General features: G+C 71.2%; 10 protein-coding genes. 4 read left to right on the top strand and 6 right to left on the bottom strand.

Annotated elements, in window-relative coordinates:
* The 6 genes from ACGFIK_RS21560 to ACGFIK_RS21535 form a co-directional block, all read right to left on the bottom strand.
* The coding region (locus ACGFIK_RS21560) for a hypothetical protein (RefSeq protein ID WP_393340871.1) at window positions 1-332 on the bottom strand (332 nt) is incomplete at its 3' end.
* 264 nt (window positions 333-596) lie between these two features.
* On the bottom strand, window positions 597-1,355 hold the full coding sequence (locus tag ACGFIK_RS21555) for a MerR family transcriptional regulator (protein ID WP_327022986.1): 759 nt from the start codon (window positions 1,353-1,355) through the stop codon (window positions 597-599).
* 144 nt (window positions 1,356-1,499) lie between these two features.
* Window positions 1,500-2,336, bottom strand: coding sequence for an AraC family transcriptional regulator (locus ACGFIK_RS21550; protein WP_327022985.1), 837 nt, complete (start codon window positions 2,334-2,336; stop codon window positions 1,500-1,502).
* A gap of 1,013 nt (window positions 2,337-3,349) precedes the next feature.
* The gene (locus ACGFIK_RS21545) at window positions 3,350-4,423 is read right to left on the bottom strand and encodes a carboxymuconolactone decarboxylase family protein (protein WP_393340868.1); all 1,074 of its coding nucleotides are present in this window, start codon (window positions 4,421-4,423) and stop codon (window positions 3,350-3,352) included.
* A gap of 60 nt (window positions 4,424-4,483) precedes the next feature.
* On the bottom strand, window positions 4,484-6,118 hold the full coding sequence (locus ACGFIK_RS21540) for a GMC family oxidoreductase (RefSeq protein ID WP_327022983.1): 1,635 nt from the start codon (window positions 6,116-6,118) through the stop codon (window positions 4,484-4,486).
* Window positions 6,115-6,684, bottom strand: a complete 570-nt coding sequence (locus ACGFIK_RS21535) for a DUF5987 family protein (RefSeq protein ID WP_327022982.1) — start codon at window positions 6,682-6,684, stop codon at window positions 6,115-6,117. Before ACGFIK_RS21535 ends, ACGFIK_RS21540 begins: the two co-directional genes overlap by 4 nt.
* A 305-nt stretch (window positions 6,685-6,989) precedes the next feature.
* On the opposite strand from ACGFIK_RS21535, the gene ACGFIK_RS21530 reads away from it, so the two are divergent.
* From ACGFIK_RS21530 to ACGFIK_RS21515, 4 genes are all read left to right on the top strand, one after another.
* Window positions 6,990-8,024, top strand: coding sequence for a carboxymuconolactone decarboxylase family protein (locus tag ACGFIK_RS21530; protein ID WP_393340865.1), 1,035 nt, complete (start codon window positions 6,990-6,992; stop codon window positions 8,022-8,024).
* Between the two features lie 103 nt (window positions 8,025-8,127).
* Window positions 8,128-9,120 carry a DUF1702 family protein gene (locus ACGFIK_RS21525; RefSeq protein WP_327022980.1) on the top strand — a complete coding sequence of 331 codons (993 nt, stop codon included), beginning with the start codon at window positions 8,128-8,130 and terminating at the stop codon, window positions 9,118-9,120.
* 148 nt (window positions 9,121-9,268) lie between these two features.
* Window positions 9,269-10,228: a DUF1702 family protein gene (locus ACGFIK_RS21520; RefSeq protein ID WP_327022979.1), complete on the top strand. Its 960-nt coding sequence runs from the start codon at window positions 9,269-9,271 to the stop codon at window positions 10,226-10,228.
* An 84-nt stretch (window positions 10,229-10,312) separates the two neighbouring features.
* Window positions 10,313-16,111, top strand: coding sequence for a type I polyketide synthase (locus tag ACGFIK_RS21515; RefSeq protein ID WP_327022978.1), 5,799 nt, complete (start codon window positions 10,313-10,315; stop codon window positions 16,109-16,111).
* Window positions 16,112-16,115 lie beyond the last annotated feature (4 nt).

Here is a 16,115-nt window from a genome sequence, read left to right as displayed (position 1 = left end):
TTCGGCCGGGGCCAGGCGGTGGTGTCGACGGCGTACACCCGCGGCAGGCCGGCACGCTGAGCGATCCGGCACGCCGCCCGCAACGCCCGGCCGGTATCGATCTCACCGTCGCGTAACGCCCGGTACGCCGCGGCGTGCCCGGTGACCGCGCCCAACGACAGATGCGCCGGGCAGCCACACCGTCCCTGGTCCACGGCCAACTCGTCGACCAGCGAGAACAACGTCCTCGACCGGGACACGAGGACACCCTCGTACAACTCCCGCCGCCACGAATCCAACAAGATCCGGCCCAGCTCGCGGTCACCGGCACCGGTAGCCGTTACGCTCCTCATCGAGAACCCTGCCCATTGATGATCTTTGTGTGAGAACTCAGATCATGGACAGGGTTCTCCCTGTTCCGCTAGACCTCGACCACCACAAATCCCCACGATGGTCAAAACACGAGGGTGCCCGGCACGGCGACGCCGTGCCGGGCACGATCATGCCCGGTCACACCGCCCGAGGCGGGTAGGTCACCGAATCTGGACACACTGCGGCCGGGGTGGGGGTGTCCCGGATCGGCAGCGAATCGTCCTGTGCCCGGCGCCGGGTGGTGGTCAGCCGGCCCCGCGGGGGTAGGGGCAGGGCATCTCGGCCGGGTGGCCGGGGTTCCGTGCGGCCTTCCCCGGCGGGGGGTCGACGGCCGACAGGCGGCCCGGTGCGGGCGGGGCCGCCTCGGAGGTGGCGTCCGGGCTACCGAAGCGCTTGGTGACCAGGTGCTCCTGGGCCATCTCGCGCAGCGCGCCGAGGGCTGCGTCCAGCAGCACCGCGCGGGCCACCGCGGCGGCCCGCTCCACCTCCATGCCGTCATGCGGGAGCAGGCTCAGCTCCCGTTCCGCGTACTGTTCCGCCAATTGCGCGTACGGGTGGAAGAACTCGGCCCCACAGCTGCATCCCAGTTGGCGGAGCGCTGCTAGGACGTGGGCCAGCCGATTGCGGCCAGGGGTGTCGTCTCCCACCTGCCAGCCCAGTTCGTCGATGAAGCGCTCGACCTCGGCCCGTTCGGCCGTCAGGGCCTCGGCGGCGTTGGAGTTGTCCAGGTCGGGGTGTACCAACCGGTTGGCGACCTGGTAGAGCCCGGGCAGGGAGAGCTCGTCATCCTCGATGGCCGCCAGTAGTTCCAGCACGGTGGACAGCTCGAGCTGACCGATGCCGGTCAGCGCCCGGATGAAGAGCAGGCGACGCCGGTGCGACTCGCCGTACTGCGCCTGGTTGCGGCCGGTCGGTTGGCCCGGCGGGAGCAGGCCCTCCCGAAGGTAGAACTTGATTGTGGCGACAGGCACGCCGGTGCGGCGGCTCAGGTCAGAGATGCGCATCGTGCTCCCCCAGCTGGTTAACTCAGCCCCGCGCTGCGATTCTCCCATGTGGAGTGGTGATGGATCAGTGGCCGTCTCCCGGGACGCTCGTGGCGGAAGCGTCCGGGACACAGGTCATGCGGCGGCCCCTCCCGCCGGCGGGCCTCAGGCCGCCTTGCGGCCGGCCTCGGAAAGCTGTGGGGCGATCCCGGTGGCGGGTGCCAGCAGTGCCTCGGTGGCCTGCTCCTCGGCGGCGAGCCGGGCCAGCGCGAGCTCGCGGCTGTCCATCAGGGCCAGCAGGACGGGCGGGTCGATGCTCTGGATCGGTTGGAAGTCCAGGTCCACCCGGATGTCGGAGTCCCGGTTGACGGTCAGCGGCCCGTGCGAGGCCACCGCGATCGGGTGGTTGGCCTCGTCGGGGGAGCCGTCCTCGCCGGCGGCGACGGCCTGGGCGAGCAGGTACCAGGTGCCCGGTGGCACCGCGGCGAATCGGAAGGAACCCCCGGCCGACAGCACCGCGCAGCGTACGGGGCGACCTTCGGGAATGCGGTCGGCGAAGAGGCCGAGGAAGACCAGGGTGTTCGGCCCGCCGGGCTGGGCGGGGATGCGGCCGTGCACTCGCGCCTCGGACAAGGCGGTCGGGCCGGGGTCGGTGGCGATGTGCGGGGCGTAGCCGGCCCGCCGTCGGTAGGCGGTGGGCGACATGCCGATGCTGCGGGTGAACCGCGAGCTGAAGGTGCCGACGCTGTTGTAGCCCACTCGCAGACTGATGTCGGCGACGTTGAGCGAGGTGGAGACCAGCAGCTGCTTGGCGCGCTGTAGCCGTAGCGCCGACAGGAAGCGGCCTGGGGACACCCCGGTCACCCGCTGGAAGATCCTGGTGAAGTGGAACTTGCTGAACATGGCCGCCCGGGCCATGTCGTCGACGGTGAGTTGCTCGCCGAGGTTGTCCCGCATCGTGTTGATCGCGCGGTCCACGGCTTGCTTGCTCGATTCCTCCATGATGCCTCCCACTGACCCGAAAGCAAATTGTGCTTGAATGGTCAATAATTGTTCTGCGGAAATAACGAGAGTTTGGTTCGGTTGCCTTTATCGAGTGATGACGGTGATTGCCGCAGTGCGCCGTTGCGCATTATTAATCTACTCCGTTCGTGGCGGATGACCCCTGCTTCTGGTCGAGGTTAACCCAGCTCTGATCGATTGACAACACTGGGAATCACCGGACGGCGACAGAGCGCAATCGTGAAGAGGGGTGCGTCATGAGCAGCGCTTTACTGGTGATATGCGCCCGTCGACCGCCTATTTGGATAGCGGTACGACCCACTTTCCAAAAGGCCGGCTGAGCTGGCCGTAATTTGACGGTGGGTTACCGTAATGGCGCCTGACCTCCGCGATTTGCCCTGGAATGTTGGTAATTGCCAGTCGGCCCAGCCGGGCCCTGCTCACGCCCGGTGGAGGTTGTGCTGAATGGGCAGGATTGTTGCCAGTGATGATGAATCTGGATGATTTATTCACTCATGGCCGCGGCGGCGATTTCTTAATGCTGGCTTAATCTTGGGCCGGTTATTGAAATCGATTTCTGGCACCCGGGTTAATGGTTGCAGAACTGCCTGCGCCCGATCTTACGGAATCGGTCGTCGGCGTTTTGTGTCGGTTGGTGATCCGACGACGGGGGTTGATCATTCGGCTGAATCTCCCATGGATCTACATCGTTGATCTAGGTGCGCTCGAGAATGATCGTCGAAATGGTACGGCCCGCTGGCCGTCAGTGTACGGGTCCCACTGATCGCACTGCACCGTCTCGCCCCTTCGACCTTCACCAGGGAAGGAAGGGCCACAGGTGGGAACAAGGCCGGCCGCACATCCCATCGGTGAGACACCTGCACCGTGGGCACCTTACCGATCTCGCCGGGGGTACGAAATCGGTGGTGGCGCCCCCGGAGGTGGATCGACCAGGGGCGCCGGCGACCTCGCGGAAACGTCCGACCAGGGCATCGCCAATGGTGCGGCGGATTTCAGTCCGCGAATGGTGCCGGCGCGACCCGGGTGCCCAGGTAACGGGCTGCGGTGAGGCTAGACCAGGCGGCCAGTTCGACCAGGGCGCGGTCGTCGTACCCGTGGGCGCGTACCCGGTCGATGTCGGCGGCGGTGACCCGGTAGGAGGCGTACGCCACGAGCATCGCCAGGCGTCCCGCCGGGCGATCCGGCTCCGGCAGGCCGGCCACGCACTCCGCTAGCCAGCGAATATCCCTCAAAAGGGGCGTAGTGCCGTCCAGGGCGGGCGGGGGAGCCTCCAGCCGGGGCAGCTGCGCGGCCACCAACCGGCGTACCGACTCGGGGACACTGCGCTCGCCGGCCGCCTCGACCACCGCGGCGGACCGGGAGAAGGCGGCGACCAGGTGTGGCCGGCCACCGGTCCAGGACAGGTCCGACGGCACCGGCGCCGGGGGTAGCAGGCCCGGCGACTCACCCGCGACCACGGTCGTACGGGCCAGTCCGCCCAGGATCCGGGCCGCGCCTCGCCGCAGCACCGCCGCCACCGGACCGGGCACCGGGGGCAGGGGTGAGTCCGGCAGGAATACGTTCACCATCCGATTCAGGTAGTGGAACACCACCGCCACCCCGACTAGTTCGGGGCCCTGCTCGGGCGGGAACGGCGGCGGCCCGCCGCGAACGGCCCAGTTGGCCAGGTCGCGTAGCCGGGGATCCCGCAGATCCGCCAGTCGCCCGGTCAGCACCGCCGCCGCGTCCGGACCGGTGAGCAGGCCGGCGAGGGTGCCGCCGTGCACGTCCACGCAGTACGGGCAGCGGTTGGCGGTGGAGACGCCGGCAGCCACGATCTCCCGGGCTTCCCGGCCCGCGGGGCCGGGTGCCAGCAACGCCTCGCGCAGCATGGTCCAGGCTGCGGCGAGCAGGGGTGGGGCGACCGCGTGCAGCGCCACCGGGGGTGCGAGCATCCCGAAGTCCCGTTCGACCTGGTGATACACCTTGGCCACCGGCCCACGCGCCGGACCGGGTGCGACCGGTGCGACGTACCGCAGTTGCACCGCCGTGGCGCCCCGGCTGACCCTCGTGATGAGCTTTCGCACCGATACCTCTTCCTGAAACAGGGCGCCGGCCGGCGGATGGCCGGCCGACGCCCCGATGGGTCAGCGGGAGAGCACGGCTCGGCGGCCCGCGGTGGCGCCGTCGGGGGACGGGGCGCCGTACTTGACGGAGATGCCCCGTTCCTGGGCGGCCCGGACGATGCCCGGCACGGCACGTTCCGCCAGGGCCGCGATGGTGGAGGCCGGGTTCACCGTGAGGGCGCCGGGAACGGCCGACCCGTCCGTGACGAAGATCCCGGGATGCCCCCGCAACTCGTGTCGGTCGTCCAGGGCCGAGGTCGCCGGGTCGTCGCCGATCCGGCAGGACGCCAAGGGGTGCACCGTGTACGCGCCGACCAGGTCATTCGTCCACGGTTCGACCTTGGCCAGCCCGTCGCGTTCCAGGATGTCCTTGATCTCGGCGTCGGCCAGCGACCAGCCTCGCCGGGTGTTCTCGGTCGGCCGGTAGCTCAGCGGACCGTGCCCCAGCATCTGCTGGGAGAAGCGGTGCGCGTTGCCGGTCTCCGGCGGCGGCCCGAAGACGCCCTCGTTGTCGTCCTCGGACATGATGAAGATCGTCAGCCAGGACTTCCAGCGCCGCAGCATCTCCTTCTTGTCCACCCCGAACCAGCTGGGGCCGGTGGCGTCGGGCGCCTGCGCCAGGATGGTGCCCAGCCCCGGCGGGAAGTAGAGCTGCTCCAGCGAGTACCGCTCGAACTCGGGCAGGTTGCCGTCGAGCCGGTCCCAACTGGCCACGGTCGGGCCGCGCCCGATCTGGTACGCCTCATAGGCCCGCCCGTCCGGGCGGGACAGCCCGAGCACCTCCCGCACCCGGTCCTCGTCGAAGACGGCGGTGTTCAGTCGCTCGCCGTTGCCGGAGAAGTAACGCCCCACCGCGTGCGGCATGGTGCCCAGCGCGGGTTCCGACCGTTGCAGGATCACCGGGGTGGCACCGGCGCCCGCCGCCACGATGACGAGCTTCGCGTCGATCGCACCCTCGTCGTGCAGGATGCGGTAGTCCTCGCCGTCGACGATCCGGTAGTGCACCCGGTAGCTGCCGTCCTCCTTGCGGGTGATCCGCTGCACCTCGTGCAGTGGCCGGATCTGCGCGCCGTGCGCCAGGGCCGCCGGCAGGTAGTTCATCAGCAGCGAACGCTTGGCGTCGAACCGGCAACCGGCCATCATCCAGTTGCAGTTGGTGCACATGTCCACGTCGACCGCGGACGGCGCCGGGTTGGCGGTGCGCCCGGCGTGCTTGCAGGCCGCGGCGAACAGACCACCGGCGAACGGGATCTTGTCCCAGGTCTGCCGGGTGATCGGCAGCGCCTCGGCGACCCGGTCGTACCAGGGTTCCAGGGTGTCCCGGCTGATCGAGGCCGGCCACATCCGGCGGCCGATGCTGCCGCGCCGCTCGAAGACGAAGCGCGGCGCGCGCGGCATGGTGGCGAAGTAGACCACGCTGCCGCCGCCGACGCAGTTGCCGCCGAGCACACTCATGCCGTCACCCACCACGAAGTCGAAGACCCGGGTGTACGACGAGCCGAGCAGGAAGTCGTGGTCGAACTCCTCGCCCTGTAGCCAGGGGCCGCGCTCCAGCACGGTCACCTGGGCACCACCGGCGGCCAGGTGGTACGCGGGGATCGCCCCGCCGAAGCCGCTGCCGATGATGAGAACGTCGGTCGATTCGATACTGGTCATGCTGGGCTGCCCGTCGCCGTCGTGTCAGGGTGAAGGTCGGCCAGTTCCCGGCCGTAGGAGAAGGAATCGAAGCGCCAGATGCCGTCTTCCTGCGGAAGTTCGTAGCCGATGGTGAGCAATCCGGGGTGGCCGGCGGCCAGCGCCTCGGGGGTGCTGAGGTGCGCGGCGCTGTCGAAGGCCATGTTGCTGAACAGGGCCAGGCCCACCCACATCTGCTTCTCCGGGTGGTCCGGCCGGGTGAGTATGGACACCAGGGCGGTGCGGTGTTCGAACGACAGCGCCACGAAGGGCGGCACCGTCGGGTCCAGGGTCAGACCGTGGTCGCTGGCGTACTGCCCTGCGTGCTCGTTGAGGGCGAAGGCCAGGGAGTCCAGCCCTTCGGCCAGACCGCCGGCCGGGTCTTCGAGTAGCTCGATGGCACCGGCCGCCACCGCTCCGCCGCCGGCCGCCACCCCGGCCACGGTGCGGTCCCCGGGAAACCGCTTCTCGCCGGGAATGATGGTGTCGGCGAACGCCTCGAGCACCTGGGTCCGCTCCGGGTCGCGCTCGGAATTGTCGGGCTGCACAGCATCGCCTCCTGTCCGTGCCCCGCTCCGGTGACCCGCCGGGCACCACTCGCTGGTCGGGTCCTCATGGTCTCGACGGGACGACCGGGACCGCATCTTCGTCGTTGCGCTCGCAAGGAAAACCCCGAAAATGGGGACAAGCCGCCCATGTCTGCGTGTCCTTCTTCGGTCGTGCCCTGGACCGCCCGAGATCGTTCCGGCTGGCCGGAACGCGCTGATACTGGCCAGACGCACGTCAGTGGATGGAGGCAGAGATGGTCGTCGGTCGGGTCGCATCCTCAGTGGTCCAACGTCAGGTCAGGTATGTGACCCCGGTGCCCGCCGCCTCGGCCGGCGGGCTGGTCGCCGAGGTGTACGCGCAGGTCGCCGAGGAGATGCGGCTGGTGATTCCACCCGCGTTGATGCACTCACCGTCGCCGCAGGTGCTGGCCGCGTACTGGGCTGTGGCGCGGGAACCGTTGGTCACCGTCGGTGCGGTGGACCGGGGCACCAAGGAGGCGGTGGCGGCGGCGGTGTCGGTGGCCAACATCTGCCCGTACTGCGCGGACATGCACACCGTCGGGATGTACGACCTGACCGGCGAGCACGCCGCCGAGGCGGTCGGCAGCGACCGGGTGCAGGACATCGCCGACCCGGCCCTGCGGGAGGTGGTGGCCTGGGCCCGTAACGCGCACCTGCTCGATGAGGCCGTACCGCCGCCGCCCAGGTTGACCCCCGCCGACCGGGCGGAGTTGATCGGGGTGGTCGTCGCCTTCCACTACCTGACCCGCATGGTGAACGTGTTCCTGGCGAACTTCCTGCTGCCGCCCGGGCTGGCCCCCTGGTCCCGCCGTCGGTTCAAGCAGGGGATCAGCCGGGTCATGCGCCCCACCCTGCGCGATCCGCGCACCCCGGGGCTGGCCGCAGGCCTGCTTCCCGCCGCACCGCTGCGCGAGGACACCGCCTGGGCCGCGCCCCGGCCGGCTGTCGCCGCCGCGATCGGCGCGGCCGACCGGGTCTTCCGCGCTGCCGGGGAAGCCACACTCTCCCCGGAGGTACGCGACATGGTGACCATCCGATTGGCCGACTGGCGGGGCGAGGACACCGGGATCAGCACCGACTGGTGTGAGCGGTTGATCGCTGACCTGGAGCCGGCGGACCGGTCCGCCGCGCGGCTGGCCCTGCTCACCGCGTTCGCCTCGTACCAGGTGAACGAGGAGGTCGTCGACGAGTTCCGCCGCCACCACCCGCAGGACCGCACCCTGGTCGAGGTGGCGGCGTGGGCCGCCTGGTCGGCCGCGGTGCTCGTCGGTGCCCGGCAGTCGGGCCCGGTGCTCGGGCCCTCGACCGCCGGGTACTGAGCCCGACCGGGAGCGCATGAACGAAGGCGCACACAACGTGTTCGGCATATGACGATGGGTGCACCCGGCTACGGCATGTCGCCGGGCCGTGAGGAGGACGACGATGCCGACCACCCTGGGTTCGCTGCGGCGGCTGGCCCTGACCCCGTCGCTGATCGAGACGACCTTCGCCCGTCGGGGCTTCCCCGTGGTGCCCGGTCCGGTCACGCGCCGGCTGGAAGCCATCCCGCAGGCGGTGATCTGCGGGTTCGAATGGGGCATCGACATGCGGGACCAGTGGGAACTGGAGCGCCGCCTGGAGCTTGTCGAACCGGAGATGCGGGGCTTCGCGTACGAGGGCGCGGCGATGGCGCTGACCGTCCTCGACGCGATGCCGGGACGCCGCCGCCACCGGGCCCGGGACCTGCTCGCCGGCCCGGGGCGCCCGCACACCTTCCTGACCTACATCGGCATCGGGTTCGCCATGGCCCGCCTGCCGCGGGTGCTGTGGAAGGGGGTGCTGCCCGACCTTAGCGGCACCCCGTACTACCCGACGATGAGCTGGCTGGCCGTCGACGGGTACGGATTCGACCGGGCGTACTTCGAGACCGAGCGGTGGGTGACCCGGCAGGAACTGCTGCCCGCGTACCCCTGGCAGGGCCGGGCGGACTACTTCCCGCGCGCCGTCGACCAGGGCATCGGCCGGGCGTTGTGGTTCATCCACGGTGCCGCCGTGGCGGATGTCGCCGCAGCGGTACGGCGGTTCGCGCCCGCCCGGCAGGCGGACCTGTGGAGCGGTGTCGGCCTGGCGGCCACCTTCGCCGGCGGTGCCGACCTGACCGGCCTGCGCTCCCTGGTGGAGGCCGCTGGGGAGGACCACGCGCACCTGGCACAGGGGGCGGTCTTCGCGGCTAAGGCCCGGCACTTCTCCGGCTTCCAGCCGGCCCACACCCAGGTCGGGCTGACGGCCCTGGCCGGCCTGTCGGTCGAGGCGGCCGCCGCCCTGGCCGACGACGTCGCGGTCGGCGGCCTGGCCGAGGGCACCGAACCGGACTACGAGGTGTGGCGGCGCCGGATCCGCGCCCATTTCCCGGTGCCCACCACGGCCGTATCTTAGCGATTTCCGCTATCCATTTTTCGCGCTCCTTGTGTGGGCGTCGATCCGGTGTGTCCGAAACTGCGGTCAAGCGGCGCAATGGTGAAGAAGAAAGTCTCCGTTCGGGCTGAAACCATTGGCAGCATATTAGTTGCCCGGGGAGTGCTTGATGAGAGCTTGGCAAAGGCTGCGACGGCGTGTTCTTACCCCCGACATTTCCCAGACGAAGTGTGATGTTCGGGGTTTCCACGTCAAGGACGAGGCGACGCGTGACCGGCTGGAGACCGTCGGCGCATCGTTCCTCGCCGGATTCGGCGAGGCTGCGGAGGCCCGCGTCGTAGACGACGTGGTGGCCCCACTGGAGCGGCTGGCCCCCACCTGGCGCGGCTTCGCCTACGAGGGCGCCGCGATGGGCCTGGCCATCCGCGACGCACTGCCCGGACGGGGCGGGCGGGTGACCGAATTCCTCACCGGCCCCGGTGACCCGCACGTCTACATGGCGTACGTGGGGGTGGGTTGGGCGATGGCCCGGCTACCCCGGTTCCTCTGGTCCCGGCTGTCCGCGCCGGACCCGCTGCTGCGCTGGCTGGTGCTGGACGGCTACGGCTTCCACCAGGCGTACTTCCGGACCGCCAGCTACATCGAGGGGCGGTACCGCGAGGCGACCTTCCCGTGGCCGGGCGACGACCCGGGCGGGTACGCGGTCCGCGCGATCGACCAGGGGGTCGGCCGGGCCTCCTGGTTCGTGGTCGGGGCCGACCCGGACCGACTGGCCCGCCTGTTCGCCGGGTTCCCCGAGCGGCGTCGGGCGGACCTGTGGGCCGGTACCGGCCTGGCCGCCACCTACGCCGGCGGCGCCGACAAGGCGGAGCTGGAGCGGCTGCGCGAGCTGTCCGGGGCGTACCACGGGGAACTGGCCCAGGGATCGGCCTTCGCGGCCGGGGCCAGGGTGCGCGCCGGCCTGGTGGTGCCGCACAACGAGGTGGCCACCCGGGTGCTCTGCGGGCTGTCCACCGAGGAGGCCTCGGCGGTCACCGACGAGGCCCGGGTCAAGGTGGCGCCGGCGAACGGCCTACCAGCGTACGAAGTGTGGCGGCAGCGGATCAAAAACGTTCTTGTGTCGGCCTGAAGCAATTAACTCGATTCATTCACCGAAGGCCGTGCGCGAATCTTTCTGTGCTGCGCGGGCGTCTGAGGAAAGGGCGAAGAAAGCATGACAAGAATCGCTGTGGTGGGCATGGCGTGTCGCTATCCCGACGCCACGTCCCCACGGGAGCTCTGGGAGAACGCAATCGCCGGTAGGCGGGCCTTCCGGCGGCTGCCCGACGTGCGGATGAAGCTGGACGACTACTGGGACGCCGACCCGAAGACCCCGGACCGGTTCTACGCGCGCAACGCGGCGGTCATCGAGGGGTACGAGTTCGACCGGGTGGCGTACAAGATCGCCGGTAGCACCTTCCGCTCCACGGACCTCACCCACTGGTTGGCGCTGGACGTCGCCGCCGCCGCGCTCGCCGACGCCGGCTTTCCGATGGCCGAGGGACTGCCCCGGGAGCGGACCGGGGTGGTCGTCGGCAACAGCCTCACCGGTGAGTTCTCCCGCGCCAACCAACTCCGCCTGCGCTGGCCGTACGTCCGGCGTATGGTCGCCGCCGCGCTGAAGGAACAGGACTGGAACGACGACCAACTGGCCACCTTCCTCGACGATTTCGAGGCGACCTTCAAGAGCCCCTTCCCAGAGGTCGACGAGGACACCCTGGCGGGGGCGCTGTCGAACACCATCGCCGGGCGCATCTGCAACCACTTCGACTTCAAGGGCGGCGGCTACACCGTGGACGGGGCGTGTTCCTCGTCTCTGCTGTCCGTGGCCACGGCCTGCAAGACCCTCATCGACGGGGACGTGGACGTGGCCGTCGCCGGTGGCGTCGACCTCTCCATCGACCCCTTCGAGATCATCGGCTTCGCCAAGACCGGCGCCCTGGCCACCGGCGAGATGCGGGTCTACGACCGCTCCTCGAACGGGTTCTGGCCCGGTGAGGGCTGCGGCATGGTGGTGCTGATGCGGGAGGACGAGGCCCGCGCCGGAGGACACCGCATCTACGCCACGATCGCCGGCTGGGGCATCTCCTCCGACGGCAAGGGTGGCATCACCCGCCCCGAGGTCAACGGCTACCGGCTGGCGCTGCGCCGGGCGTACGAGCGCAGCGGCTTCGGCATCGAGACGGTCGGGTTGTTCGAGGGCCACGGCACCGGCACCAAGGTGGGGGACGCCACCGAGTTGGAGGCGCTGTCGCGTGCCCGGGCGGAGGCGGACCCCTCGGCGCCGCCGGCCGCCATCGGCTCGGTGAAGGGCATGATCGGCCACACCAAGGCGGCGGCCGGGGTGGCCGGCCTGATCAAGGCGGCGATGGCGGTGCACCAGGAGGTGCTGCCGCCGGCCATCGGCTGTGTCGACCCGCACACCCTGCTCACCGACGGCGATCCGCCACTACGTGCGCTGCGCCGGGCGGAGGCCTGGCCCACCGACACCCCGGTCCGCGCCGGGATCACCGCGATGGGCTTCGGCGGTATCAACACCCATGTCGTGCTGGACAGCTCCCGGCCGCGTCGGCGTTCCACCATGGACAGCCGGACCCGGGCGGTGGCCACCGGCCTCCAGGACGCCGAACTGCTGGTGGTCGACGCCGCCACCCCGAAGGACCTGGTCAACCGGCTGGACCAGCTGATCGAGTTCGTGCCCTCGCTGGCGTACGCCCAGCTCAGCGACCTGGCCGCGACCCTGCACGGTGAGCTGCGCGAGCTGCCCTTCCGGGCGGCCGTGGTGGTCTCCTCGCCGGAGGACGCCGAACGGCGACTGCGCAAGGTACGCGACGCCGTGGAGGCCGGTGAGACCCGGATGTTCTCCACCGACGGGCGATGCCTGGTCGGCCACGTCAGCGAGCCGGGCCGGATCGGTTTCCTCTTCCCCGGCCAGGGCTCCGGTCGGGGCCTCAGCGGCGGCGCCCTGCGCCGACGGTTCGTCGAGGCCGAAGAGGTGTACCAGCGGTCGAACCTGCCCACCGGCGGCGACGTGGTGGCCACCGAGGTGGCGCAGCCGCGCATCGTCACCGGCGCCGCCGCCGGTCTGCGGGTGCTGACCGCCCTGGGCATCGAGGCCTCCGTGGCGGTCGGCCACAGCCTCGGCGAGATCGCCGCCCTGCACTGGGCCGGTGCGATCGACGAGGCGACCCTGCTGCGCATCGCCGCCCTGCGCGGCCGGACCATGGCCCAGCACAGCTCCTCGGGCACGATGGCCAACATCGGTGCCGCCCCGGAGCTGGTCGATCCACTGATCACCGACCTGCCGGTGGTGATCGCCGGCTACAACAGCCCCGACCACACCGTTATCGCCGGGACCCAGGAGGACATCGAGGCGGCCTGCCGGCGGGCGCAGGAGGCGGGGCTGAACGCCACCGTCCTGTCCGTCTCGCACGCGTTCCACTCGCCGCTGGTGGCTCCGGCCGCCGAGGCCTTCGGGGCGACCATCGCCGACGAGCCGTTCCGGCCGCTGGACCGCCGGCTGGTCTCCACGGTCACCGGTGAGGTGCTGCCGGCCGACACGGACCTGCCCGCCCTGCTGCGCCGCCAGATCACCGACCCGGTGCTGTTCAGCCAGGCCGTCACCCTGGCCGCGAAAGACATCGACCTGTTCGTCGAGGTCGGGCCCGGTCGGGTGCTGAGCGGGCTGGCCTCCCGGACCACCGAGGTGCCGGCGGTCGCCCTGGACACCGACGAGGAGTCCATCGCCAGCCTGCTCAAGGTGGTCGGCGCGGCGTACGTCGTCGGTGCCGCCCCGGTCGACAGCGGGCTGTTCCACGGCCGGCTGACCCGGCCGCTGCACGTCGGGCAGCCGTTCTCCTTCCTGGCCAACCCCTGCGAGCAGGCGCCGACCCTGCAACTGTCGGCGTCCGCCGCCGCACAGTCGGCCACCGCGACCGTCCGGCCCGCCGACCGCAGGGTCGAGGACGTACCCGGCGAGTCCATCGAGGACCTGCTGCGCCGGATGGCCGCCGAGCGGGCGGAACTGCCGCTGGAGACCGTGCAGCCGGACAGCCGCCTCCTGGACGACCTGCACCTCAGCTCGATCACCGTCGGTCAGGTGGTGAACCACCTGGCCCAGCGGATGGATGTCCCGGCGGCCGCGCTGCCGACCAACTTCGCCACCGCCACCGTTCGCCAGCTGGCCGAGGCGCTTGAGGAACTGGCCGGTACCGCCGGAGCGGCCGAGGCGGCGAACAGCCCGGTGGTGGCCGGCGCGGCGGCCTGGGCCCGGCCCTGGCGGCTGGACCTGGACGAGCTGCCCGCCCCGGCGCGGGTGGCCCCCAACGAGGTCGGCCGGTGGCAGGTGCACGCCGCACCCGGGCACCCCTGGGCCGAGCGGCTGGCCGGCGCCCTGCAACGGGCGAACCTCGGCGAGGGTGTCCTGGTCTGCCTGCCCGACCCCTGCCCGGAGGAGGCCCTGGAACTGGCCCTGACCGGGGCCCGGGAAATCCTCAGCGGTGCTCCCGGCACCCGGTACGTGCTGGTCCAGCACGGTCGCGGCGCGGCCGGCCTGGCCAAGACCCTCCGCCTGGAGGCGCCCCGCGCCCGGATCACGATCGTCCACCTGCCGGACGACGCGGCCGTGGTGGACCGGGTGGTGACCGAGGTGGCGGGCACCGCCGACTACCGGGAGGTGCACTACGACACCGCCGGGGTACGCCGGGTGCCGACCCTGCGCGCCATGCCGGTGCAGGCCGCCCGGTCCGTTCCCGCCCTGGGCGCCGAGGACGTGCTGCTGGTCACCGGCGGCGGCAAGGGCATCACCGCCGAGTGCGCGCTGGCCATGGCCACCGACAGCGGGGCCAGCCTGGCGCTGCTGGGCCGCTCCGACCCGGCGACCGACACCGAACTGGCCGCCAACCTGACCCGGATCGCCGAGGCCGGGGTCACGGTCCGCTACGCCCGCGCCGACGTCACCGACGCCGACCAGGTACGCCGGGCCGTCGCCGAACTCACCGCGGAGCTGGGCCCGGTCACCGCGGTCCTGCACGGTGCCGGCCGCAACGAGCCGGCGTCGCTGACCAGCCTGGACATGGCGGCCTTCCGGAAGACCATCGCCCCGAAGATCGACGGCCTGCGGGCCACCCTGGAGGCGGTCGACCCGGACCGGCTGAAGCTGCTGGTGACCCTGGGCAGCATCATCGGCCGCGCCGGGTTGCGCGGTGAGGCGCACTACGCCACCGCCAACGACTGGTTGGCGGAGACCACCGCGGAGTTCGGCCGCCAGCACCCCGGCTGCCGGGCGATCTGCCTGGAGTGGTCGGTCTGGTCGGGGGTCGGCATGGGGGAGCGGCTCTCCGTGGTCGAGTCCCTGACCCGCGACGGAGTCACCCCGGTCACCCCGGACCAGGGCATCGCGATCCTGCGCCGGCTGCTGGCCGACCCGGACGCGCCCGGTGTGGTGGTGATCAGTGGCCGTACCGAGGGCATCGACACCGTCCGGTACGACCTGCCGGAGCTGCCCCTGCTGCGGTTCGTGGAGCGGCCCCTGATCCGCTACCACGGGGTGGAACTGGTCAGCGAGGTCGACCTCAACGTCGGCACGGACCTCTACCTGGCCGACCACTTCCTCGACGGCAACCTGCTCTTCCCGGCGGTCTTCGGCATGGAGGCGATGGCCCAGGTGGCCGGCGCGGTCACCGGTGACGCGCGGGTGCCGGTCATCGAACGGGCCGAGTTCCTCCGGCCGATCATCGTCCCGCCGTACGGTCGCAGCCGGATCCGGGTGGCCGCGACGGTGACCGACGACGACACCGTCCAGGTCGCCATCCGCAGCGAGGAGACCGCGTTCGCCGCCGACCACTTCACCGCTACCCTGCGCTTCACCGGCGAGGGTGCCCCCGACGGCCCGCCCGACCAGGTGGCCGACGAGACCCTCCCGGTGCCGCTGTCGCCGGCCGACGAGCTCTACGGCGACGTGCTGTTCCAGGGCGACCGGTTCCAGCGGCTGCGCCGCTACCGGCGGGCCGCCGCCCGGCATGTCGACGCCGAGGTGGAGGCGCTGGACGGCGTCGACTGGTTCGCCCAGTTCGTGCCGGACGGCCTGCTGCTCGGCGACCCCGGTGTGCGGGACGCGCTGATGCACGGCAACCAGGTCTGTGTGCCGGACGCCACGCTGCTGCCGGCCGGGGTGGAGCGGATCCACCCGGCGGGGGAGAAGCTCAGCGGCCGGGGCGACCTGCGCTACTGCGCCACCGAGCGCAGCCGCGACGGCGACACCTACGTGTACGACATCGTGCTGCGGACCTCCGCCGGCGAGGTCGTGGAGCGTTGGGAGGGCCTGCGGCTGCGGGCCGTACGCAAGCAGGACGGTAAGGGCCCCTGGGTGGCGCCGCTGCTCGGCCCCTACCTGGAGCGGGGTCTGGGCGACGTCCTCGACGCGCAGGTGGCGGTGGCGATCGAGCCGGACGACCCGGCCGAGGCCGACGGCGAGTCGGGCGGGCATGTGGCCCGGCGCCGGGCCAGGGCGCGGATCGCCGTGCAGCGGGCGACCGGCGAGCCGGTCGAGGTGACCTACCGTCCCGACGGTCGGCCGGAGATTCCGGGCGGGCGGTCGGTGTCGGTGGCCCACGGTGCGGGGCTGACCCTGGCGGTGGCCGCTCCCGGTGCTCTCGGCTGTGACGTCGAGGCGGTCACCCACCGCGAGGAGGCGGACTGGGACGGCCTGCTCGGCGGGCACGCCGGGCTGGCCCGGCTGCTGACCTCGGACACCGGTGAGGACCTGGACACGGCCGCCACCCGGGTCTGGACGGCCAAGGAGTGTGTGCAGAAGGCCGGTGGCCAGCCCGGTGGGCCGCTGACCCTCCAGTCCTCCCCCCGTCCTGGTTGGACGGTGTTCGCCAGCGGCGAGCTGCGGGTGGCGACCTTCGTCACCGCGGTACGCGGGGTGGACGAGCCGTTGGTGTTCGCAATCCTGACCGAGGGAAGGTGACGAC

The sequence above is a fragment of the Micromonospora sp. NPDC048871 genome (assembly GCF_043198155.1).
GTDB lineage: Bacteria > Actinomycetota > Actinomycetes > Mycobacteriales > Micromonosporaceae > Micromonospora.
Note: the sequence above shows the minus strand (reverse complement) of the source record. Positions and strands in the feature narration are given on the sequence as shown.

Coding starts and splice junctions, on each gene's coding strand:
- ACGFIK_RS21555 (WP_327022986.1), bottom strand. CDS start 1,355: ATGCGCATCTCTGACCTGAGCCGCCGCACCGGCGTGCCTGTCGCCACA.
- ACGFIK_RS21550 (WP_327022985.1), bottom strand. CDS start 2,336: ATGGAGGAATCGAGCAAGCAAGCCGTGGACCGCGCGATCAACACGATG.
- ACGFIK_RS21540 (WP_327022983.1), bottom strand. CDS start 6,118: ATGACCAGTATCGAATCGACCGACGTTCTCATCATCGGCAGCGGCTTC.
- ACGFIK_RS21525 (WP_327022980.1), top strand. CDS start 8,128: ATGCCGACCACCCTGGGTTCGCTGCGGCGGCTGGCCCTGACCCCGTCG.
- ACGFIK_RS21520 (WP_327022979.1), top strand. CDS start 9,269: ATGAGAGCTTGGCAAAGGCTGCGACGGCGTGTTCTTACCCCCGACATT.
- ACGFIK_RS21515 (WP_327022978.1), top strand. CDS start 10,313: ATGACAAGAATCGCTGTGGTGGGCATGGCGTGTCGCTATCCCGACGCC.